The sequence below is a fragment of the Streptomyces sp. H27-C3 genome, from assembly GCF_030063415.1.
Classification (GTDB): Bacteria; Actinomycetota; Actinomycetes; order Streptomycetales; family Streptomycetaceae; genus Streptomyces.
Window position 1 is genome coordinate 1 of sequence record NZ_JASITA010000068.1, and the last position, 19,592, is coordinate 19,592.

Consider the following 19,592-nt stretch of genomic DNA (forward strand, 5'->3'; position numbering starts at 1 on the left):
GCACATTCAGCCCCTCCGACGTTCGGGAAGCGGGATCCGGCGCGGCGGCCCGTCCGCGCCCGCAGGCCCACGGGCGCCACACCCCTACACCGCCCCGTAGAACAGCTCCTCCATGACACCCCGGGCCCTGCGCGTCGTACGCCGGTAGTCGTCCAGCATGTCCCCGACGTGCCCGGACTCGTACCCCAAGTACCGCCCCATCGCGCCCAGTTCCTTGCCGTCCGAGGGGAACGTGTCGCCGGCCCGGCCGCGCACGAGCATCACCGCGTTGCGCACCCGCGTCGCCAGCACCCACGCCTCGTCGAGCACCGACGCGTCCTCCGTCGAGATGAGCTCCGCCGCGTGCGCCGCGGCCAGCGCGTCGCGGGTGCGGGTGGTACGCAGGCCCGGCTCGGCCCACCCGTGCCGCATCTGGATCAGCTGCACCGTCCACTCCACGTCGGACAGGCCGCCGCGGCCCAGCTTCGCGTGCAGCGTCGGGTCGGCGCCGCGCGGCATGCGCTCAGACTCCATCCGGGCCTTGAGCCGCCGGATCTCGCGCACCGCGTCCTCGCCGAGGCCCTCCGCCGGGTAGCGCAGCGGGTCGACGAGGTCGATGAAACGGGCCCCGAGGTCCGCGTCGCCCGCCATCGGCTCGGCGCGCAGCAGCGCCTGGCTCTCCCAGCCCAGCGACCAGCGCCGGTAGTACGCCTCGTACGACTTCAGGGTCCGCACCATCGGCCCGCTCTTGCCCTCCGGGCGCAGATCCGCGTCGATCATCAACGGCGGGTCCGAAGTGGGCAGTTGGAGCAGCCGCCGCATCTCGGCGACGACCGTGTTGGCGGCCCGGGCCGCCTCCTGCTCGTCGGCGCCCTCGCGCGGCTCATGGACGAACAGGACGTCCGCGTCGGAGCCGTAGCCCAGTTCGTGGCCGCCGAACCGTCCCATCCCTATGACCGCGAACCTCGTCGGCAGGGTGTCCCCCCACTGCTCACGCACCGCGGCCCGCAGCGCACCGGACAGAGTCGCGGCGTTCAGGTCGGTCAGCGCGTTGCCGACGCGGTCGACGAGCGCGCCCGGGTCGGACTCCGCGGGGCTCTCCTCCGTGCCGTACGAGCCGATGAGGTCCCCCGCGGCCGTACGGAACAGTTCACGGCGCCGTACCCCGCGCGCCGCGGCGACGGCGGCCTGCGCGCCGTCCGCACGCCCGACCGCGGCCAGTACCTCCTGCTCCAGATGGGCCCGGCCGCGCGGCTTCAGCCCCTCCGGGTCACCGAGGAGGGCCACCGCCTCCGGGGCCCGCAGCAGCAGGTCGGGGGCGAGCCGCCCGGCGGACAGCACACGCGCCAGGTTCTCCGCGGCGGCGCCCTCGTCCCGCAGCAGCCGCAGGTACCAGGGGGTCTTGCCCAGCGCGTCGGACACCTTGCGGAAGCCCAGCAGTCCGGCGTCCGGGTCGGCGGAGTCCGCGAACCAGCCGAGCAGCACCGGCAGCAGGGTCCGCTGGATCGCGGCCTTGCGGGTCACGCCCGAGGACAGGGCCTCCAGGTGGCGCAGGGCGCCCACGGGGTCGGCGTACCCCAGCGCTTCGAGCCGCTGCCCGGCAGCCTTGGGGCTGAGCCGGATCTCGCCCGGCGCGAGCTGCGCGACGGCGTCGAGCAACGGCCGGTAGAAGATCTTCTCGTGCAGCCGGCGCACCACCGACGCGTGCCGCTTCCATGCCCGGTTCAGCTGCGCGACGGGCTCCACGCGCAGCCCCAGCGACCGCCCGAGGCGCCGCAGATCGGGCTCCTCCTCGGGGACCAGGTGGGTGCGCCGCAGCCGGTAGAGCTGGATGCGGTGCTCCATCGAGCGCAGGAAGCGGTACGCCTCGTCGAGCTGCGCGGCGTCGGCCCGCCCCACATAGCCGCCCGCAGCGAGGGCGCCGAGCGCCTCCAGGGTCGATCCGCTGTGCAGGCTGGCGTCGCTGCGCCCGTGGACCAGTTGCAGCAGCTGCACGGCGAACTCGACGTCGCGCAGGCCGCCGGGCCCCAGCTTGAGCTCGCGCTCGATCTGGGCGACCGGGATGTTGTCGACGACGCGGCGGCGCATCTTCTGTACGTCGGGCACGAAGTGCTCGCGCTCGGCGGCCTGCCACACCAGGGGTGACACGGCCGCCATGTACTCATCGCCCAGCCCCGGGTCGCCGGCCACCGGGCGGGCCTTGAGCAGCGCCTGGAACTCCCAGGTCTTGGCCCACCGCTGGTAGTAGGCGAGGTGGCTGGAGAGGGTCCGTACCAGCGGGCCGTTGCGTCCCTCGGGCCGCAGATTGGCGTCCACCGGCCAGATCGTGCCCTCCTCGTTCGTCTCCGAGCAGATCCGCATCAGATGGGAGGCGAGCCGGGCCGCCGCGCGTACGGCCTTGTCCTCGTCGGCGCCGTCCGCCGCCTCGCCCACGAAGATCACGTCGACGTCGGAGACGTAGTTCAGCTCGTGGCCGCCGCACTTGCCCATGGCGATGACCGCGAGCCGGCAGATCGCGGCGTCGTCGGGCGCGGCCCTGCGGGCGATGGCGAGCGCCGCCCGCAGTGTGGCGGTCGCCAGGTCGGCCAGTTCGGCGGCGGCCTGGGCGACGTCGGTCGTGCCGCACACGTCGCGGGCTGCGATGGCCAGCAGGCAGCGGCGGTAGGCGACCCGCAGCTTCACCGGGTCGTCGGCCTCCGCGAGTCCGCGCTCGAACTCGGCAACCCCGGGGTGCAGGTCCGCCGCCTCGTAGGTGACGAGCGCGTGCCAGTCGCGCGGGTGGCGCGCCAGATGGTCGCCGAGCGCCTCGGAGGCGCCGAGCACCCCGAGCAGCCGGTCCCGCAGCGGCTTGGCGGTGACCAGGGTGTCGAGGAGGGCTTGCCGTTCGTCCGGGTCCTGCGCCTCCACCAGCCGCAGCAGGCCGAGCAGCGCCAGATCGGGGTCGGCGGTCGCGCCGAGCGCGTCCAGGAGCACCGGATCGGTGCGTACGCCGGACAGTTCCGGGGCGTCGAGATGCCGCTCGGCGGTGGACGGGTGGGTGAATCCGTGCCGCAGCAGCCGCGTGAAGGTGCTGCTTCTGCGCCCGGGAACCGCCATGCCTGCCTCCCGTACGACCGCCGGAGTGTCCCGTCCCATCAAGGTCCGGTTCATGAGCCTAGCCCCATGGAGCGGGGGGCGGCCCGCCCCGGGTCCGCCCGCAGGTCAGGCACGTGCAGATGCAGTGACATGTGCAACATCAACCGGTTTCCATAGCGATGAACGCGATGCCCCGTTCTACCGTCTTCACTGCTGCTCAACCGTCAGCGCAAGGATCAGCGCCGTCCTGGGCGCCTGCTCCCCCACATGTCTCCGCCGCACACCGAAAGCACCATTCCTATGTCGCCCAGGGCCCGTCGTTCCGCCCCCCTGTCCCGCCGCGGTCTGCCCAGCCTCCTGCTTGCCTCCCTCTTGGTCACGGTGGCGGGAATCCAGCTGGCCGTCCCGTCCGGATCCACGGCCGCCACGGTCGAGCCGGTCCGCACCGACGGTGAGTCCGTGGTGCAGATCGTCTCCCACCCGGACGACGACCTCTTCTTCATGAACCCCGACCTCAGCCAGTCGCTGCGCTCCGGCCACAGCCTGGCCTCGGTGTATCTGACCGCGGGCGAGGCGGACGGCATCAACGCGCCCCGGGGACGCAAGTACAAGGGCATCCCGCTGCCCGCCGCCGACAAGGCGCGATACGCGGAGGCCCGACAGAACGGCATCCGGGCCGCGTACGCGGAGATGGCCACCGGCGACCGCACCGGCGACTGGCAGCGCTCCGCGATCCGCACCGACGGCGGCGGCTGGGCCGAGCTCGACACCCTCAAGGCGCGCCCCGAGGTCAACCTGGTCTGGCTGCAGCTGCACGAGGCGGGCAGCAGCACCGCGAACCGGCCGCACAGCCTGCACGGGCTCTGGGACGGACGGGTGGAGCGGCTGGCATCGGAGCTGTCGTCCGGGACCCCGGTCACCGAGAACTACACGTACTCCAAGGACCAGGTCGAACAGACGATCACCGGGGTGCTGAAGCGCTTCGAGCCGACCTTCGTGCGGATGCTGGACCCGACGAACGGCCGGATACCCAATCCGCACCTCTACCCCGACCACCAGGACCACATGTACGGCGCCAGGTTCGCCCAGCGGGCGCTCGCCCGGTACGGCGAGGTCGCGGGTCACCCCCACTTCACCGTCCAGAACTACCTGGGTTACCTCAACGGCAGGCTGCCGCACGTCCTGGACCCGGCGGCGCTGCGCGACAAGCTGCGCATCCTCAAGACGTACGCGTGGAGCGAGTACCCCAGCAATTACTGCGACGCGGAGGCGGGCTGCGGCGACCGCAAGGTCGCGGCTCGGCCCGCGGGCCACGGCTGGGCTCCCGGCATCCGCTACTCCCGCAACACCGGCACGTCCTGGCTGCAGAGCGGGTCGGGCGGCGAGCTGTGGGCGTTCTCGGTGCTCGACACCCGGGTCGCCGTGTGGCACCGGCCGCCCGGCGACCAGGGCGGGTGGAGCGGGCCGAAGCTGCTGCCCGGCGCCGGGATGGACAGCGGGGTCGTCTCCGAGAAGCTCCCCGACGGCCGCATCGCCCTCTTCGCGACCCGGACGTCCTTCGACGGTCCGGCGGGCTACCGCAGGGACGTCGTCACCGCCGCGCAGCGCAGGCCCGGCGGGGCGTTCGGGCCCTGGCGCTCGCTCGGGATGCCGAGGCCGCCCGGCGCGGCCCGGTCCCTGGACATCAGCGAGCCCGCGGTGGCCGCGGACCACATGGGCCGCGCGACGGTCTACCTCCGCGACGGCGGCCACGCGCTGAGCTCCCGTGCGCAGCGCCCGGACGGCAGCTGGGCGCCGTGGCGGGCCATCGGCGGCCGGACGGTGTACGGCGACCCCGTCGTCGCCACCGACCGTGCGGGCCGCCAGTACGTCTTCGCGCACACCCTCACGTCGTCCCTCGCCTGGACCCAGGACGCGCCCGGCGCCCCGCTGCGCGGCCCGGTCGCGACCGGTCTGCCGGCGAGCACGCTGCCGATGACCGTGCGGGCGGACGGCGACGGCGTACGGCTGTTCTTCCGCAAGCCCGGCTCGGGGACCGTCCTCGCGGCCCGCTTCACCGGCGGGGCCACCTCGTACCCGGCCACCGTCACGGACCTGGGCGGCCGGGCCGGTTTCGGCCCGGTGGGCGCGACCGGCACGGGCGGCCCCGGCGCGGGCAGCAAGGGCATGCGCGGCACGGGCGCGAAGGCCACCGGCACGCTGCTGGCGGCGCGCGACGGCTCGGGGCACCTCGGCACGGCCGTGCTGTCCGGGGACGCGGCGGGCCGGCCCCGGTGGCAGCGGGGCGACTTCCTGTTCGCGGGCGCCCCCGCGGCCACCACCGACCCGTCGGGGTCGAGCTGCGTGGCGGCGGTGGGCCTGGACGGGCGCCTCTACTGGAGCAGCCGGGGCGCGGGCGACCGGGAGGCCGCCGCCTGGCAGCCGGTGGGCCCGGCGCCGGACGCGGCCGGGGCGGGCGCGGACACCCGATGACTTTCGCTCCCGGCTGCGGTCTGTCCTTCGGAGAAGGAAAATTGCCCGTGAGCGAGAGGAAGCTGTCGTGCCCGAGAACGAAGCCACACCGGACACCCGCCACGAAGCCACCCTGGACACCCGCTACAGCGACAAGAACGCCACCGCGGCCTCGTGGCCGGCGGCGGTCGAGCAGCTTGAGCAGGCGGAGATCTTCTGGCTGACGACCGTACGTCCACAGGGCCGCCCGCACGTCACCCCGCTGCTGGGCGTCTGGCTGGCCGAAGCCCTGCACTTCTGCACCGGCCCGGCGGAACGCAAGGCGAAGAACCTCGAAGCCAACCCCCAGGTCGTACTGACCACCGGTTCCAACGCCCTGAACGAGGGCTTCGACCTGGTCGTCGAGGGCGAAGCGGTCCAGGAGACCGACGAGCCCCGGCTGCGCCGCCTCGCCAAGGCGTATGAGCAGAAGTACGGCAAGGTCTGGCATTTCGACGTACGCGACGGAGCCTTCCACGGCGACGGCGGCCGGGCCCTGGTGTTCCGGGTGGCGCCCAGCAAGGTCCTCGGATTCGGCCGGGGCGTCTACAGCCAGAACCGCTGGACCTTCTGACCGGCGACGCGAGGACAGGGCGACGGGGTTCGTTCTGGTGACCGGCGGGAACCCGTGTGCCATGTTCCTTGATCAGATGTACGCGTCATGAGCGCCGCCCCGGTGAGCAAGTTGCCGCCGACCCGCGGGCCGCTGTCCGCCCTGGTCGTCGAGGCACTCGCCCACACGCCGGGCGCGGCGCGCAAACTGCCGGACGACGAGGCGGTGGCGCGCGCCGAGCCGTATGGCGACGACCTCCAGCTCGCCCTGTACCTCTGCTACGAGCTGCACTACCGGGGCTTCAGCGGGGTCGACGACTCCTGGGAGTGGAATCCGCGGCTGCTGGGGCTGCGCGCCGCGCTGGAGCGGCGGTTCCTCGACGCGCTGCGCTCCGACATCACTCCCGCGGACAGCGTGGCGGCGGCGCTGGAGGAGCTGCTGCTCGAACCGGTGGACGGCGAGGGCGTCTCGTACTTCCTGCGCGACGAGGGCGAGCTGCGCCACCTGCGCGAGTACGCCGCCCACCGCTCGCTCTACCACCTCAAGGAGGCCGACCCGCATGTCTGGGTGATCCCCCGCCTGACCGGGCGCGCCAAGGCAGGGATGGCCGCGGTGGAGTACGACGAGTTCGGCGCGGGGCGCGCGGAGAGGGTGCACTCGGGCCTGTTCGCCGACCTGCTGGCGGATCTGGGCCTCGACACCGCGTACGGCCACTACCTGGCGGCCGGGTCGCGGCAGATGCTGGCCGTCGTCAACCTGATGTCGCTCTTCGGCCTGCACCGGGCGCACCGGGGGGCGCTCGTCGGCCACTTCGCGCATGTCGAGGTCACTTCGTCGCCCGGCTCGCGACGCCTGGCGACGGCGATGGAACGACTGGGGGCGGGCCCGGCCGCGGTCCACTTCTACGCGGAGCACGTGGCGGCGGACGCCGTCCATGAGCAGGTCGTACGGCGTGATGTCGTGGCGGGGCTGCTGGCGGACGAACCGGAGCTGGCGCCGGACGTGGCCTTCGGGATCGCGGCCACCGACTGGCTGGAGGACCGGCTGGGAGAGCAGCTCCTCGGTGCCTGGCGGGCCCGGGAGAGCTCGCTGCGCGTCCCCCTCTGACCCCACGGCCCGCTACGCGGCCGACGGCTTGCGGCGCCCGCGATGGCTGGTGTCGCACCACGGGAAGATGCGGCTGCGCCGGCAGGTGCAGAGCGCGACCACGGGCCGGTCCGACCGGACGGTGGCTCCGTCCTCGGTGACGACCTCGACGGGCCCCTCGATCAGTAGGGGCCCGCCCGGCTCCTGGGTCACCCGCCGGACGTCCCCGCCACCGCCACGCGTGGGGACGTCATGGTCCACGGGCCCCTCATGGCCCGCGGGTACCTCATGGCCCGCGGGTACCTCATGCCCTGCGGGTACCTCATGCCCTGCGGGTACCTCATGCCCTGCGGGTACCTCATGCCCTGCGGGCACTTCTTGCCCTGCGGGTACGTCATGGCCGCTGCGCACGGAACACCACCAGCTCCTCCTTGTCCTGTCCCGGCACGATCAGCCCCCGGGACTCCAGCCAGCCGGCCCGCTCGCGCATGACGGGACCGAACGGCACGAAGCACCGGTCGGTCACCTGCACCTCAAGCCCCTGCGCCGTGAGCTGCCGCACGGTCGGCGTCGTGCCGCACAGCGCGGAGTGCACCAGCAGGAAAACGCCCCCCGGGCCCAGCAGGCCCGGGACTCGCGCGCACAGCCGGTCCACCACCGCCCTCCCGTCGCCGCTGGCGTCCCACGCCCGCGCCGGTCCCCGGTGCGGCAGGCGGAGGTCCGGCGAGGGTACGTAGGGCGGATTGGCCAGGACGAGATCGAAGCGGCGTCCGCGGACCGGCTCCAGGAGGTCCCCCCGGCGCACCCGCACGATCCGGCCGTACCCGGCCAGCCGGGCGTTCAGCCGGGCGGTGAGCACGGCGCGGAGCGACACGTCGACCGCGGTGACCCGGGCGGCGCCGTGCCGGGCGGCGGCCACGGCCAGCGCTCCCGAGCCGGTACCGACGTCCAGGACGTCGGAGCCACTGAGCAGCGGTTCCCCGCGGAGGGCCGAGGCCAGCACGGAGGTGTCGTCCTGCGGCGCGTAGACACCCGGAAGCGCGAAGATCCGCACGGTCATCGGTTGTCCGACGCCTCGGCGCGTACCGCGCGGCCGGTCACCGGCGAAGACTGAAGGCGCTCAGGTTTCGGCATGACGTTCCGGTGCCCCGATCGACTCGATGAAAGCCTGCTCGCCCACGATCTTCGCCCGTTGCGCGGCTGACGGCAGAGGCAGAAGGGGTGACCCGCGAGGCCGATGACGTCGAAGTCGAGGTGGGGGTGGCCGTGGAGCCGCCGAGATTTGTCGTCGGGCTGCGGCCAATGGGGCGGGTGGTGGCCGGCCACGAGGGGCAGCGCCGGGTGTTCGCCCGGACGTGGAACGAGACGCTGCCCCGGGACCGCTTACGACCTCGGGGGCAATGGAGCGTGGATCAGCGAGCGGCGTCCTGCGGCTTCGCATCTTAGGCGGAGGAGGGAGGCGACGCGGAGCGTCGTCGACCGACGACAACGCCGGAGGCGGAGTCGCGGGGCGTCGGGAGCCCGCGCGCCATCGCCCCCGAGGTCGTTACAGCACCGGCAGGTTCTTCCGCAGCTCGAAGGCGGTGACCTCGCTGCGGTACTCCTCCCACTCCTGCTTCTTGTTGCGCAGAAAGAAATCGAAGACGTGCTCACCCAGCGTCTCGGCGACCAGTTCGCTGCGCTCCATCAGGGTGATGGCCTCGCCCAGGTTCTGCGGCAGCGGCTCGATGCCCATCGCGCGGCGCTCGGCGTCGGACAGCGCCCATACGTCGTCGTCGGCGCCCGGCGGCAGCTCGTAGCCCTCTTCGATGCCCTTGAGGCCTGCGGCGAGCAGGACGGAGTACGTCAGGTACGGGTTGGCGCCGGAGTCGATGGAGCGGACCTCGACGCGGGCCGAGCCGGTCTTGCCGGGCTTGTACATGGGGACGCGGATCAGCGCGGAGCGGTTGTTGTGGCCCCAGCAGATGTACGAGGGTGCCTCGCCGCCGGAGCCCGCGGTGCGGGTGGAGCCGCCCCAGATGCGCTTGTAGGAGTTGACCCACTGGTTGGTGACGGCCGAGATCTCCGCGGCGTGCTTGAGCAGACCCGCGATGAAGGACCGGCCGACCTTGGAGAGCTGGTACTCGGAGCCGGACTCGTAGAACGCGTTGCGGTCGCCCTCGAAGAGGGAGAGGTGGGTGTGCATGCCGGAGCCGGGGAATTCGCTGAACGGCTTCGGCATGAAGGTGGCCTGCACGCCCTGCTCCAGCGCGACCTGCTTCATGACGAGTCGGAACGTCATGATGTTGTCGGCGGTGGAGAGCGCGTCGGCGTACCGCAGGTCGATCTCCTGCTGGCCGGGGGCGCCCTCGTGGTGGCTGAACTCGACGGAGATCCCCATGGATTCGAGCATGGTGATCGCCTGGCGGCGGAAGTCCATGCCGACGTTCTGGGGGGTGTGGTCGAAATAGCCGGAGTTGTCGGCGGGCGTGGGCCGGGTGCCGTCCAGGGGCTTGTTCTTCAGCAGGAAGAACTCGATCTCGGGGTGGGTGTAGAAGGTGAAACCCAGGTCCGAGGTCTTGGCGAGGATCCGCTTGAGCACATAGCGGGGATCGGCGAAGGACGGCGAGCCGTCGGGCATCAGGATGTCGCAGAACATGCGCGCCGTGCCGGGGGCCTCGGCCCGCCAGGGCAGGATCTGGAAAGTGGCGGGATCGGGCTTGGCGATCATGTCGGACTCGTAGACGCGGGCAAAGCCCTCGATCGCCGAGCCGTCGAAGCCGATGCCCTCGTCGAAGGCCTGCTCCAGCTCCGCCGGGGCCACCGCGACCGACTTCAGAAAGCCGAGCACATCGGTGAACCACAGGCGCACGAAACGGATGTCGCGCTCCTCAAGCGTACGGAGCACGAATTCCTGCTGCTTATCCATTTCCACCCATCCTTGCTGGTCAAGCGCCTGCTCCCACGCCGCGGGCGCGAGGGGGCCTTTGAGCATCCCACCACACGGTTTCCAACACGTTGCGGGTCCCGGGCCGAACAACCCGTGTCCACCGGGCGTCCCGCTTCCCGGCCCATACTGCCTGCTGACAGGTGCGTCACGCACGAGGGTGCCGGCGAGCTCGATGAACGCGGCCGAGACGTGCTCCTCGCGCGGCAGAATCAGGCATGACAGGCAGGACGGACTCCGCCCCGAGGGTGGTGCGGCCCGCCGGTTGACTCCGTCAGCGTTCCCACCCTGTGCTGCCAAGGTCGCGCGCACGGTCCCCGGCGCACAAGGGCACACAAGGGCGCACACGGACAGCCCTCGTTCCGCATCGCCGCCGCCCGGGGCCCTGTCCCGTCCGGGCCGGGGCCCCGGCACAGGAAATCTGTCACGGCCGAAGCAGACATGCCACACTTGGAGAGACCCGCTCCACGCGTACCGGAAAGCGCGTTTCAGAAGATGGTGCAAGTGACCGCAGAGATCCACCGCAATACCCGGACCACCGGGGCAGACCGGTTCGACGACGACGACTACCCCGCCTACACCATGGGCCGGGCGGCCGAGATGATCGGCACGACCCCCGCCTTCCTGCGGGCCATCGGCGACGCACGCCTGATCGCCCCGCTGCGCTCCGACGGCGGCCACCGCAGGTACTCCCGCTATCAGCTGCGCATCGCCGCCCGCGCCCGCGAACTGGTCGACCAGGGCACCCCGATCGACGCCGCCTGCCGGATCGTCATTCTCGAAGACCAGCTGGAAGACGCCCTGAAGATCAATGAGGGGCTGCGCAGACATGGCGAGGGGTTCGCGAATCGCCATATCTAGTCCCGCAGCTACAGAATTTAAGAGGCGGGCGTGGAGGGTTTATGGCGCCACGACAGAGTGACATAGCCCTCCCCGCCCGACCGCCCACACCGTGCTACTGTTGATCTCAGTTGCAGTTGTGGTTCCCAAAAACTTCAAGTGCTCCCGCAGCCATCTGCTGCTGGGCGCACTTTCGTATTTCCGGTGCTTTTTCCGGACGGGGCAATCATCGCGGCAACGCGACGCGAGGTCCACACAGGGTGGTCCTCCAGCACAGCTCCAAAAGGAGAAAAAAAAATGGCTTCTGGCACCGTGAAGTGGTTCAACGCAGAAAAGGGCTTTGGCTTCATCGAGCAGGAGGGTGGCGGCGCTGACGTCTTCGCCCACTACTCCAACATCGCCACGCAGGGCTTCCGTGAGCTTCAGGAAGGCCAGAAGGTGACCTTCGACGTCACGCAGGGCCAGAAGGGCCCGCAGGCCGAGAACATCGTTCCCGCCTGACGCTGACGCGTACACGAGTGGGGCCCGCACCTGAGGGTGCGGGCCCCGACTCGTTGCTCCGGATCGTTGCCCCCAATCGATCGCCGCATTCCGCGATCGAGCATGAGCGGTCGGCCACGATTCACGCCGACCCCATTCCCTCCGCTTTCCATGAGCGGATCCCAGCCACTTCGAAGCGTCTGATCCAAGGTATTCACCTTTCAGCACGGACTTCATTTCGGCTTTTTTATCTCGGCTCGTTCTTGCGGTTCCTTGCGGCACACTCTGCTGCCCGGAATTCCTCGATACGTGCCCATCGAGGAAGGTTCAGCATGAACCGCACAGCACGCTCCAACGACCGCTTCGCCCGCCCCCGTTCCGGCGGTCACGCCGGTGCCGCCAGTGGCGGTCGCAGTGGTGGCAGCAGCACCGAGCGTTTCCGCTCGCAGGCTCCCACCCGCTCTTCCGGCGGACGCCCGCCGGCCCGCCGCCAGTCCGTCGCTCCGCAGGGTGAGTTCGCCCTGCCGGTCAGCACGACTCCGGCACTGCCCGCCGTCGAGGCCTTCGCCGACCTGGACATGCCCGCGGCGCTGCTCGCCGCGCTGACCGCCCAGGGCGTCACCGTTCCGTTCCCGATCCAGGCCGCCACGCTGCCGAACGCGCTCACCGGACGTGATGTCCTGGGCCGCGGCCGCACCGGCTCCGGCAAGACCCTCGCCTTCGGCCTGGCGCTGCTGGCCAGGACCGCCGGTCAGCGCGCCGAGCCGCGTCAGCCGCTGGCCCTGATCCTGGTCCCGACCCGCGAGCTGGCCCAGCAGGTCACCGACGCGCTCACCCCCTACGCCCGCGCCGTCCGGCTGCGCCTGGCCACGGTCGTCGGCGGCATGTCCATCGGCCGCCAGGCCGGTGCGCTGCGAGGTGGGGCCGAGGTCGTCGTCGCGACGCCGGGCCGCCTCAAGGACCTCATCGAGCGCCGTGACTGCAGCCTGGACCAGGTGAAGATCACGGTCCTCGACGAGGCCGACCAGATGACGGACATGGGCTTCATGCCGCAGGTCACCGAGCTGCTTCAGCAGGTCGCGCCCGGCGGCCAGACGATGCTGTTCTCGGCCACCCTGGACCGTAACGTCGACCGGCTCGTCCGGAACTACCTGGAGGACCCGGTCGTGCACTCGGTGGACCCCTCAAAGGGCGCCGTCACGACGATGGAGCACCACCTCCTGCACGTCCACCCCGCCGACAAGCAGGCCACGACCACCGAGATCGCGGCCCGCGAGGGCAAGGTGATCATGTTCCTGGACACCAAGCACGCGGTGGACCGGCTGACCCGCGACCTGCTGCACAGCGGTGTCCGGGCGGCGGCGCTGCACGGCGGCAAGTCGCAGCCGCAGCGCACCCGGACCCTCGACCAGTTCAAGAGCGGTCACGTCACCGTGCTGGTGGCGACCAACGTGGCGGCGCGCGGCATCCACGTCGACAACCTCGACCTGGTCGTCAACGTCGACCCGCCCACCGACCACAAGGACTACCTGCACCGCGGCGGCCGTACCGCCCGCGCCGGTGAGTCCGGCAGTGTCGTGACTCTGGTGCAGCCCAACCAGCGCCGCGAGATGACCCGCCTGATGATGGCCGCCGGGATCACCCCGCACACCGCCCAGGTCCGTTCCGGCGACGCCGAGCTCGCCAGGATCACCGGTGCGCAGGCCCCCTCCGGTGTCCCCGTGGTCATCTCGTCGCCGGTCTCGGAGCGCCCGAAGCGCAGTGCCGCTTCGCAGCGTGGCCGCCGCAGCGCGCCGGCGCAGTCGCGCCGCACCGCGTACGGCACCGGCACCGGCACCCGTGGCGGCGCCGCGTAACAACGTGTGAACACGCGTAAGGCTTGACCTGTATGGCCAAGGACTGACTCCGGTCAGTCCTTGGCCATACTTGCGTGAAGGGCCCAGGCGGGCAACACGAACCAGCACAGTACGAACCACAGCACCAGGCCGCCGACCAGCCACAGCGCGAAGGTGTTGTGCAGTGCGACGCGGAGTATGAGCAGCAGGGCCGAGGCCATCGTGCAGAGCAGCAGGAGCAGTCCGCAGACGGTGAGCCGGGAGGCCCAGATCACCGCCTCCTCCTTCATCCGCCGCCCGGTGACCAGCCGGTGGAACGACACCGGGCCGACGAGTGCGCCCATCGTGGTCGCGCCCAGGATGACGGTGACTATGTAGATGTTCCGGTCGACGTACGACAGTTCGGTGAAACGCGGCTGGAAGACGACGGTGAGCAGGAACCCGAAGAGGATCTGCACGCCGGTCTGCGCGACCCGCAGTTCCTGGAGCAGTTCCGCCCATTGGCGGTCCGCGCGCTCCTCGGGCGATTCGTCGCGCCCCCGTCTCGCGCCCTTGGTGTCATGAGTCTTGTCGGCCGGCATTGGCAAAACTCCCTCTTCGTGCACCCGGCTTCCGTGCGCCCGGTGCCTGTTACTGAGCTAGTGCCCGCTTTCCAGCCGTAGTTGCAGCTCCTTCTCCTGGTCTCCGGACGCGGTGCCCTCCTCATGCACGGTGAACGCGGCGTCGAGCTGCCCGCGCAGCCGGTCCACCGCCTCGTAGCCGCCCTGGACGGTGGCCGGGACGGGACCCGTGAGCGGCGTCGGCCCGGCCTGCTGCCGCACGTCGGCCACATCGAAGGTCGCACTCCACACCGTGGGGCGGGCTCCGGGCTGCTCCGCGGGTACGTCGTCGGATGCGCGGTCGGACGCGAAGGAGGTGCGCAGCGCTCCGAACACGGTGTGCGCGTCCTCCTTGGAGCATCCGGTGAGTTCCACCAGGACCTGGGTGTCGGACTGTTCTGTGGTGTTCACCGTGGTTCTTTCCTCTCTTCGGTGCACTGCTGTGGCCGACGGCTCTCCCAGCCTGGCCCGGTGGGCCCGCTCGCGCGACCGCTGACCGGTCCGGACGCCGGCAGCCCCGGCGCGGGTACCCGCGCTCACCGGGGCGATGCGCCGGTGTGCCGGGACAACGCCGGGGTATTTAGATCACCGGTCGGCCGGCCGGGCCCGCCCTCGGAGAGTGGAGAACACATGACGGTCGCGAAGAGCACCTACCTCGTTCTGGACTGCGCGGAGCCCGCGGAACTGGCGGAGTTCTACGCCGCCCTGCTGGGCGCCGAGGTCCGGCTCGGCATCGACTCGGACTTCGTGGAGGTGGTCGGGCACGACGGCGTCCATCTGGCGATGCGCAGGGACCACGGCTACGCGCCGCCGAGCTGGCCCCGCCCCGAGAACTCCCAGCAGGCGCATTTGCGCGTCCTGGTGGAGCGCGGCGACATGGACGAGGCGGAGCGCGAGGCGGTGGGCCTCGGCGCCATGCCCGTGGAGACCAAGCACAGCCCCGGCCGACAGGACGAGCGGGTCTACTCCGACCCGGCCGGGCACTCCTTCACCCTGGCGCTGAAGCCCACGCTCCGGTGATCAGCCGGGCGTGCGCGCCGCAGCCGGGGTACCCGTAGGAGGTGTGGGGGCCCTGTGCCATCGACCCGGAGGTGATCGCTGTGCCGACGCCGCAGATCAAGGACGAGAAGACCTATCGGGCGCTGCGCCGTGACGGCGCGAGCAAGGAGAAGGCGGCCCGGATCGCCAATGACGCGGCGAACTCCTCCCCCGAGGCCGTGGGCCGCAAGGGCGGCAAGGCGGGTGCGTACGAGGACCGTTCCAAGGCGGACCTGTACAGCGAGGCGAAGAAGATCGGGATCGAGGGCCGCTCGAAGATGACCAAGGGCAAGCTCATCAAGGCCCTCCGCACCTACTGACCGGCCACTTGTCCGTTTCCACCGGTCTGTATCCCTTGCCGCTGCCCGCCCGCGGCGCCGGCTCCGATGAGCTCGCGCGGGCGGGCAGCAACGCCCGTCACGTATCCTCTTTGCACCAGAATGACGGATTTACGCCCCGGCGGATTCGTCATGTCCGGCCGCCCGCAGGCAACCCGTATGACGTAGGAAAGGCACGCGCCCACTACGATCTCGGGCCATGGGGGGACTGCGGCGATTCCGCACTGGGCGCATCACGCGCACCACAGGTCCCATGGCGCTGCTGAGCGTCGTGGCGACCCTCCTTGTCGCGCTCTTCGTCTGTCTGGGCGCCGCCGAGTCCCGTGAGCAGCACGCCACCGTCACGGTCGCCGTTCAGGCGCCGGGCGCCCAGGCCTACACCTGCCCGTACGACTCCCAGCATTGCGGCGTCTTCGCGCACCTGTCCCCCGCCGTGCTCACCGCTCCGCCGCCGGCCACCCCGGTGTCCGCCGAGCCGCCGCACCGGGCGCCGCCGCTCCTCGCGAACCCGGTCCGCGACTCCCGGGCGCTGCCGCGCGCGCCCGGCCGCCATGTCCTTCAGGTGATGCGGACGTAGCTGGGCTCGCCCGCAGCCGGGCTTCTCTCATCCTCCGACCCTTTCCCCAGAAGGACACAACACCATGGCTAGCAACAAGGGCTCCAACGCCTCCCGTAAGGCCCGAATAGAGGAGATGCGGCGCGCCGAGCAGTCGCGCGAGCGTCGCAACCGGCTCATCGCGGTCGTCACCAGCGCGGTGGTCGTCGCGGGCCTGGTCGGCTTCGGGTCGTACCTCTTCATGAAGGAGTCCGACAAGAAGGAAGAGCGGGTGGCCCAGTCGAAGGCACCCGTGACGGGCGAGAAGTCCTGGGACGCGAAGAAGTTGGGCCGCAACCACGTCACCAAGGAAGTCTCGTACCCGATGACGCCGCCGGTCGGCGGTGACCACAACCAGGTGTGGATGAACTGCGACAGGAACGTCTACAAGGAAGAGATTCCCAAGGTCAACGCGGTGCACTCGCTGGAGCACGGCGCGGTGTGGGTGACGTACAACGACAAGGCATCGGACGCCGACGTCAAGAAGCTCACCGAGAAGGTCGGCAAGACGTCGTACTCGCTGATAAGCCCGGTCAAGGACCAGGCCGGCGCCCTGATGCTCAGTGCGTGGGGCAAGCAGCTCACGGTGGACAGCGCGTCGGACAAGCGGGTCGAGCAGTTCTTCACCAAGTACGTGCAGGGACCGCAGACGCCCGAGCCCGGCGCGGCCTGCACGGGCGGGATGGGCACTCCGTGATGACCCGCACGTACTGGGCGGCCGTCACGGCCGTCGTCCTGGCGCTGCTGTTCGCGGCGGGGGCCGTCACAGTCGCCGTCGGGAACGGGAACGACGATGCCGCCTCCACCGCGTCCCGTACGCCCGCCGTCGACTCCGCGGACGCCGGGTTCGCCCGGGACATGTCGGTGCACCACCAGCAGGCGGTGGAGATGTCGTTCATCGTGCGCGACCGCACGAAGGACGAGGAGGTGCGCAGGCTGGCGTACGACATCGCCAACACCCAGGCGAACCAGCGGGGCATGATGCTCGGCTGGCTGGATCTGTGGGAGCTGCCGAAGGTCTCGTCGGACGAGCCGATGTCCTGGATGGCGTCGGGTGAGTCCGGCGGCTCCGCCCACGGCGGCCATGGTGGGCACGGGACGCACGAGGTGCGTGACGGGTCGCTGATGCCCGGCATGGCGACCAGGGCCGAGCTGGCGAAGCTCCGCAAGGCGGACGGCAAGCAGGCTGAGATCCTCTACCTCCGGCTGATGACCGACCACCACAAGGGCGGGGTCACGATGGCGCAGGGCTGCGCCGACCGCTGCGAGGTCGGTACGGAACGGTCGCTCGCCCAGGGCATGGTCGATGCCCAGCAGTCCGAGATCGGCCTGATGGCGGACCTGCTGAAGGCGCGGGGCGCGGCCGCGCGTCCCTGACGGGCCCGGCTCACCCGGCAGGTGAAGCTCACGCGGCTGCCGTCATCCGTCCGTCCCGGCGCTCCACGCGATCCGGGGCGGACGGACGGCGGCACAGAGCGGCAGCCCGCAGTCGTCAGTGAGCCCGAGAGTCCCCTCCAGCACGCCGCCCGCGGCGATCAGCACGGTGGGCAGGTCCGCGAGGAAGAGCTTGATCCGGCGGAACATCGTGAACTCCCCGCCCGGCGGCTGCTCGCCCCAGGTGAGGTAGACGAAGCGGGCCCCCGGCCGCCCCTGGACGTACGGTCCGCGGAAGTCGGCGGCGGGATCACTCTCTGCCGCTGGGGCGGAAGCACCCTCGACGTCACGAACGCCCTCGGCCTCGGGCGGCCCCTGCGGGTCGATGAGGACCTCGACGGGGATCTCGAAGACGGCCTGCGGCTCGTCGGCCGACACCACCTGGTCCGGCTCCCGGCCGCGCTGGGTGCCGACATGGACGTGCCGGAACTCGCCGCAGGACGCGCCTGGCAGGTCGCTGCCGACGATCCGCAGCGTGATCCGCCGGCTCACCCGGGTGGCTGTCGCCCCGCGGTTACTCATCGGCTGATTCTCCTGTCACCGCTGCTTCCCCTGCCACGGCGCGGGCCACCGCGTCCGGGCGGTCCAGCATCAGCAGGTGCCCCGAGGGCCCAACTGCTTCGAAGCGGGCACCGAGCACGTCCGCCAGGTCCCGCTGGCGCTCCAGCCGGCTTCGCGTGAAATGCCCGTCCCTGCCGTCGTGCGCCGCGAGGACCGCGACCGGGATGCCGTCGGGCAGCGGGAAGCGGTCGCGCAGCGCGAGGAGCTCGGCGGCGACCGCGCGGTAGTGCGTGTTCTCCAGGAGCGCGCCGCGCAGGACGCGCGAGGTGCGGTAGCAGCGGCGCACCAAGGCGTCGGCGGCCGGGTCGGGCGCCAGGCCCGTGCGCGACGCGCGGACGATCGCGTGGCGCACCGGGGGGCCGAGCGCCGCCGGTGCGCCGACCGCGGAGAGGCCCGCGCCCTGGGCGCGGGCGGCGGCGGTGCGCAGCGCGGGGGCAGGCGGCGTCCGTGCGTGCTCCTCGACGCTGGAGTCGAGCAGCACGACGGAGGCCGTACGGGTGGGGTGGAGGCGGGCGAACGCCTCCACGTGGAAGCCTGCGATGGAGTGACCGACGACGGTGGCGGGCCCCGGCAGGGACAGCGCGTCGAGGAGCGCGGCGATGCGGTGCGCCTCCCCCGCCGCGGTGGGCGCTCCGGCCGCCGGGCCGCTGAGGCCGTGGCCCGGCCGGTCGAAGCGCACCACCGTGCGCGAGGGCGCGAGCAGCGGCACGACCGGGTCCCAGTCGAACCAGCTCATCGCGAGCCCCGCGCTCAGCACACACACGGGGCCGCTGCCCTCGACGGTCACATGGTGCGGCACCCCGCCGATCCGGATGAAGCTGCGCGTCGATGTCACTCGTACAGCTTCTCGCGTGCCACTGACAACGCGAGTACCGCCAGCCAGATGGCCACAAGCAGCACTTGGAGCCGCTGCCCCGTGCCCAACAGCAGGGTGCCGTTCCCCGCCTCGAAGAGGGCGACCGAGGTCAGCGTCCAGACGGTGGCTGCCAGTTCCGCGGCGACGAGGGTGGGGCCGACCCGGGCCAGGGGCGGCCACCAGCCGTAGCGGCGGGCCGCGACCGTGAGGGCCACGACGCCGACGATCGCGCCGGTCGTCGCGAGGCTGCTGCTCCACGCGTGCGCGGCGTGCGCGGCCGGGACCAGGCCGGCCGTCTCGCGGGCCGCGCACGCCGAGTCCACGGTCGGCGCGCAGCTGAGGGGCAGCCGCGAATCCGCCGTGGTCGCCGCGCCGAACAGGACCAGGCCCGCCCAGCCGACGACCGCCCAGGGCCGGTGCGGCCTGCGCACGACCAGGGCCGTCAGCGCGCCGGCGAGGACGAGCAGTCCGGCGACCAGGTCCGTGGCCCGGAAGAGCCCGCCGAACGGCTGGTCGGCGGCGGCCAGTTCGCTCACGTACGTCCGGACGGGGTCCAGGCCGGTCGCGAGGACCACTTCGAGGACCCACGAGGTGTACACGACCGCGCCGAGCGCGAGGAGGGCGGCTGCGGACCGCGTTCCGTAAGGGGGCATGGGCGGCTTATGTTACGGAGCCGGGTGGCCCGTGCGGAGATCCGGGCGCGCCCGGCGCGGAGCGGGGTGCCGGGTGGCGACCGGCCCGCGCATACCGGGCGAGGGTAACGACCTCCACCGCGGTAGGGAGTGGATCGGTGAGCGGCGTCCGGTGGCTGCGATTGCGGGGCGGAGGAGGGAATCGACGCGGAGCGTCGTTGACCGACGACAACGCCGCGAGCGGAGTCGCGGGACGCCGGGAGCCCGCTCCGTAT

20 protein-coding genes are annotated in these 19,592 nt (G+C 71.6%); 11 read left to right on the top strand and 9 right to left on the bottom strand.

The features are described from left to right. Nucleotides 1–84: 84 nt before the first annotated feature. Nucleotides 85–3,075 carry a bifunctional [glutamine synthetase] adenylyltransferase/[glutamine synthetase]-adenylyl-L-tyrosine phosphorylase gene (locus QMK30_RS36395; protein ID WP_283522651.1) on the bottom strand — a complete coding sequence of 997 codons (2,991 nt, stop codon included), beginning with the start codon at nt 3,073–3,075 and terminating at the stop codon, nt 85–87. A gap of 279 nt (nt 3,076–3,354) precedes the next feature. On the opposite strand from QMK30_RS36395, the gene QMK30_RS36400 reads away from it, so the two are divergent. From QMK30_RS36400 to QMK30_RS36410, 3 genes are all read left to right on the top strand, one after another. Further along, entirely contained in the window at nt 3,355–5,526 is a 2,172-nt protein-coding gene (locus QMK30_RS36400) for a PIG-L family deacetylase (RefSeq protein ID WP_283522634.1), read from the top strand. A 67-nt stretch (nt 5,527–5,593) separates the two neighbouring features. Continuing rightward, complete coding sequence (locus tag QMK30_RS36405) at nt 5,594–6,118, top strand: pyridoxamine 5'-phosphate oxidase family protein (protein WP_283522635.1); 525 nt, start codon at nt 5,594–5,596, stop codon at nt 6,116–6,118. 87 nt (nt 6,119–6,205) lie between these two features. Further along, entirely contained in the window at nt 6,206–7,204 is a 999-nt protein-coding gene (locus QMK30_RS36410) for an iron-containing redox enzyme family protein (protein WP_283522636.1), read from the top strand. Between the two features lie 12 nt (nt 7,205–7,216). On the opposite strand, the gene QMK30_RS36415 is transcribed toward QMK30_RS36410, so the two are convergent. The 3 genes from QMK30_RS36415 to glnA2 all read right to left on the bottom strand — a co-directional run bounded on the left by QMK30_RS36415 (nt 7,217) and on the right by glnA2 (nt 10,091). Next, nucleotides 7,217–7,444: a CDGSH iron-sulfur domain-containing protein gene (locus QMK30_RS36415; protein WP_283522637.1), complete on the bottom strand. Its 228-nt coding sequence runs from the start codon at nt 7,442–7,444 to the stop codon at nt 7,217–7,219. Nucleotides 7,445–7,577: 133 nt separating this feature from the next. Next, the gene (locus QMK30_RS36420) at nt 7,578–8,243 is read right to left on the bottom strand and encodes a HemK2/MTQ2 family protein methyltransferase (protein ID WP_283522638.1); all 666 of its coding nucleotides are present in this window, start codon (nt 8,241–8,243) and stop codon (nt 7,578–7,580) included. 486 nt (nt 8,244–8,729) lie between these two features. Next, complete coding sequence (gene glnA2 / locus QMK30_RS36425; RefSeq protein WP_283522639.1) at nt 8,730–10,091, bottom strand: gamma-glutamylpolyamine synthetase GlnA2; 1,362 nt, start codon at nt 10,089–10,091, stop codon at nt 8,730–8,732. 600 nt (nt 10,092–10,691) lie between these two features. On the opposite strand from glnA2, the gene QMK30_RS36430 reads away from it, so the two are divergent. From QMK30_RS36430 to QMK30_RS36440, 3 genes are all read left to right on the top strand, one after another. After that, on the top strand, nt 10,692–10,970 hold the full coding sequence (locus QMK30_RS36430) for a MerR family transcriptional regulator (RefSeq protein WP_283522652.1): 279 nt from the start codon (nt 10,692–10,694) through the stop codon (nt 10,968–10,970). 276 nt (nt 10,971–11,246) lie between these two features. After that, a complete protein-coding gene (locus tag QMK30_RS36435) occupies nt 11,247–11,450 on the top strand; it encodes a cold-shock protein (RefSeq protein WP_028811307.1) in 204 nt (67 codons plus the stop codon). Nucleotides 11,451–11,761: 311 nt separating this feature from the next. Continuing rightward, nucleotides 11,762–13,285 carry a DEAD/DEAH box helicase gene (locus QMK30_RS36440; protein WP_283522640.1) on the top strand — a complete coding sequence of 508 codons (1,524 nt, stop codon included), beginning with the start codon at nt 11,762–11,764 and terminating at the stop codon, nt 13,283–13,285. A gap of 53 nt (nt 13,286–13,338) precedes the next feature. Here QMK30_RS36440 and QMK30_RS36445 read toward each other — a convergent pair whose 3' ends face one another. Beyond that, nucleotides 13,339–13,845 carry a DUF6328 family protein gene (locus QMK30_RS36445; RefSeq protein ID WP_283522641.1) on the bottom strand — a complete coding sequence of 169 codons (507 nt, stop codon included), beginning with the start codon at nt 13,843–13,845 and terminating at the stop codon, nt 13,339–13,341. 57 nt (nt 13,846–13,902) lie between these two features. Then, nucleotides 13,903–14,274 carry a hypothetical protein gene (locus tag QMK30_RS36450; RefSeq protein WP_283522642.1) on the bottom strand — a complete coding sequence of 124 codons (372 nt, stop codon included), beginning with the start codon at nt 14,272–14,274 and terminating at the stop codon, nt 13,903–13,905. Between the two features lie 219 nt (nt 14,275–14,493). Here QMK30_RS36450 and QMK30_RS36455 point away from each other — a divergent pair, with 219 nt between their 5' ends. The 5 genes from QMK30_RS36455 (at nt 14,494) to QMK30_RS36475 (ending at nt 17,211) form a co-directional block, all read left to right on the top strand. Further along, entirely contained in the window at nt 14,494–14,883 is a 390-nt protein-coding gene (locus QMK30_RS36455) for a VOC family protein (RefSeq protein WP_283522643.1), read from the top strand. Between the two features lie 80 nt (nt 14,884–14,963). Next, on the top strand, nt 14,964–15,221 hold the full coding sequence (locus QMK30_RS36460; RefSeq protein WP_283522644.1) for a DUF7218 family protein: 258 nt from the start codon (nt 14,964–14,966) through the stop codon (nt 15,219–15,221). A 271-nt stretch (nt 15,222–15,492) separates the two neighbouring features. After that, nucleotides 15,493–15,816 (top strand): hypothetical protein, encoded by a 324-nt coding sequence (locus QMK30_RS36465; RefSeq protein ID WP_283522645.1) that lies wholly within the window; start codon nt 15,493–15,495, stop codon nt 15,814–15,816. A gap of 64 nt (nt 15,817–15,880) precedes the next feature. Beyond that, complete coding sequence (locus QMK30_RS36470) at nt 15,881–16,531, top strand: thioredoxin-like domain-containing protein (protein ID WP_283522646.1); 651 nt, start codon at nt 15,881–15,883, stop codon at nt 16,529–16,531. Then, complete coding sequence (locus QMK30_RS36475) at nt 16,531–17,211, top strand: DUF305 domain-containing protein (RefSeq protein WP_283522647.1); 681 nt, start codon at nt 16,531–16,533, stop codon at nt 17,209–17,211. The genes QMK30_RS36470 and QMK30_RS36475 overlap by 1 nt, the downstream gene beginning before the upstream one ends. A gap of 42 nt (nt 17,212–17,253) precedes the next feature. Here QMK30_RS36475 and QMK30_RS36480 read toward each other — a convergent pair whose 3' ends face one another. From QMK30_RS36480 to QMK30_RS36490, 3 genes are read right to left on the bottom strand one after another with little or no spacing between them, the layout of a single operon-like run. Then, a complete protein-coding gene (locus QMK30_RS36480; protein WP_283522648.1) occupies nt 17,254–17,790 on the bottom strand; it encodes a DUF5990 family protein in 537 nt (178 codons plus the stop codon). Then, nucleotides 17,783–18,664 carry an alpha/beta fold hydrolase gene (locus tag QMK30_RS36485; RefSeq protein ID WP_283522649.1) on the bottom strand — a complete coding sequence of 294 codons (882 nt, stop codon included), beginning with the start codon at nt 18,662–18,664 and terminating at the stop codon, nt 17,783–17,785. The genes QMK30_RS36480 and QMK30_RS36485 overlap by 8 nt, the downstream gene beginning before the upstream one ends. After that, nucleotides 18,661–19,338 (bottom strand): DUF998 domain-containing protein, encoded by a 678-nt coding sequence (locus QMK30_RS36490; RefSeq protein WP_283522650.1) that lies wholly within the window; start codon nt 19,336–19,338, stop codon nt 18,661–18,663. Before QMK30_RS36490 ends, QMK30_RS36485 begins: the two co-directional genes overlap by 4 nt. Nucleotides 19,339–19,592 lie beyond the last annotated feature (254 nt).

What these genes read in the sequence shown, in the direction of transcription:
- QMK30_RS36395 (WP_283522651.1), bottom strand. Translation starts at nt 3,075, where the DNA reads ATGGCGGTTCCCGGGCGCAGAAGCAGCACCTTCACGCGGCTGCTGCGG.
- QMK30_RS36400 (WP_283522634.1), top strand. Translation starts at nt 3,355, where the DNA reads ATGTCGCCCAGGGCCCGTCGTTCCGCCCCCCTGTCCCGCCGCGGTCTG.
- QMK30_RS36410 (WP_283522636.1), top strand. Translation starts at nt 6,206, where the DNA reads ATGAGCGCCGCCCCGGTGAGCAAGTTGCCGCCGACCCGCGGGCCGCTG.
- QMK30_RS36420 (WP_283522638.1), bottom strand. Translation starts at nt 8,243, where the DNA reads ATGACCGTGCGGATCTTCGCGCTTCCGGGTGTCTACGCGCCGCAGGAC.
- glnA2 (WP_283522639.1), bottom strand. Translation starts at nt 10,091, where the DNA reads ATGGATAAGCAGCAGGAATTCGTGCTCCGTACGCTTGAGGAGCGCGAC.
- QMK30_RS36430 (WP_283522652.1), top strand. Translation starts at nt 10,692, where the DNA reads ATGGGCCGGGCGGCCGAGATGATCGGCACGACCCCCGCCTTCCTGCGG.
- QMK30_RS36435 (WP_028811307.1), top strand. Translation starts at nt 11,247, where the DNA reads ATGGCTTCTGGCACCGTGAAGTGGTTCAACGCAGAAAAGGGCTTTGGC.
- QMK30_RS36440 (WP_283522640.1), top strand. Translation starts at nt 11,762, where the DNA reads ATGAACCGCACAGCACGCTCCAACGACCGCTTCGCCCGCCCCCGTTCC.
- QMK30_RS36445 (WP_283522641.1), bottom strand. Translation starts at nt 13,845, where the DNA reads ATGCCGGCCGACAAGACTCATGACACCAAGGGCGCGAGACGGGGGCGC.
- QMK30_RS36455 (WP_283522643.1), top strand. Translation starts at nt 14,494, where the DNA reads ATGACGGTCGCGAAGAGCACCTACCTCGTTCTGGACTGCGCGGAGCCC.
- QMK30_RS36465 (WP_283522645.1), top strand. Translation starts at nt 15,493, where the DNA reads ATGGCGCTGCTGAGCGTCGTGGCGACCCTCCTTGTCGCGCTCTTCGTC.
- QMK30_RS36470 (WP_283522646.1), top strand. Translation starts at nt 15,881, where the DNA reads ATGGCTAGCAACAAGGGCTCCAACGCCTCCCGTAAGGCCCGAATAGAG.
- QMK30_RS36475 (WP_283522647.1), top strand. Translation starts at nt 16,531, where the DNA reads ATGACCCGCACGTACTGGGCGGCCGTCACGGCCGTCGTCCTGGCGCTG.
- QMK30_RS36480 (WP_283522648.1), bottom strand. Translation starts at nt 17,790, where the DNA reads ATGAGTAACCGCGGGGCGACAGCCACCCGGGTGAGCCGGCGGATCACG.
- QMK30_RS36490 (WP_283522650.1), bottom strand. Translation starts at nt 19,338, where the DNA reads ATGCCCCCTTACGGAACGCGGTCCGCAGCCGCCCTCCTCGCGCTCGGC.